This window comes from Streptococcus sp. HMSC077D04 (assembly GCF_001808785.1).
Classification (GTDB): domain Bacteria; phylum Bacillota; class Bacilli; order Lactobacillales; family Streptococcaceae; genus Streptococcus; species Streptococcus mitis_BX.
Genome location: NZ_KV794455.1, coordinates 1 through 708, shown reverse-complemented (window position 1 = coordinate 708; position 708 = coordinate 1). Strand labels below are relative to the sequence as shown.

The following is a 708-nucleotide window of genomic DNA, read 5'->3' as shown; positions in this document are numbered from 1 at the left end:
TTGAGAAAAGGTATAGAAGAGTTAATAGTAGAAGTGGAGAAAGATTTTCTTATTCAATCTGAAAAATTGAGGAAATTTTATGGTCATCACTAAACACTTTGCGATTCATGGAAAAAATTATCGTAGTAAACTAATCAAATATATTTTGAATCCAAATAAAACAAAAAACCTAACACTAGTTTCAGATTTTGGTATGAGAAATTATTTAGATTTTCCTAGTTATAAAGAACTAGTGAAGATGTACAATGATAATTTTTTAAGTAATGATACTCTTTATGAATTTCGTCATAATAGGCAAGAAGTAAATCAACGAAAAATTCATTCTCATCACATCATTCAGTCCTTTTCTCCAGATGACCATCTCACTCCTGAACAAATCAATCGAATTGGTTATGAGACAGCTAAAGAGTTGACAGCAGGTAGATTTCGTTTTATTGTAGCAACTCATGTCGATAAAGATCATACCCACAATCACATCATCCTAAATTCAATTGATCAGAATTCTGATAAAAAGTTTCTATGGGATTATAAGGTAGAACATAATCTACGAATGGTTTCTGATCGTCTTTCAAAAATTGCAGGGGCAAAAATTATAGAAAATCGTTATTCGTATCGTCAGTATGAAGTTTATCGCAAAACAAATTACAAATATGAAATAAAACAACGAGTATATTTTCTAATCGAGAACTCGAAAAATTTTGAAGATTT

The 708-nt window shown here is 29.5% G+C and carries 1 protein-coding gene and 1 pseudogene; both read left to right on the top strand.

All coding sequences use genetic code 11. The annotated features are described in order from the left end of the window. A pseudogene (locus tag HMPREF2701_RS10925) lies at positions 1-93 on the top strand (plasmid mobilization relaxosome protein MobC); the annotation flags it as partial. Further along, the coding region (locus tag HMPREF2701_RS00180; RefSeq protein WP_186821200.1) for a relaxase/mobilization nuclease domain-containing protein at positions 80-708 on the top strand (629 nt) is incomplete at its 3' end. The pseudogene HMPREF2701_RS10925 and the gene HMPREF2701_RS00180, both read left to right, overlap by 14 nt.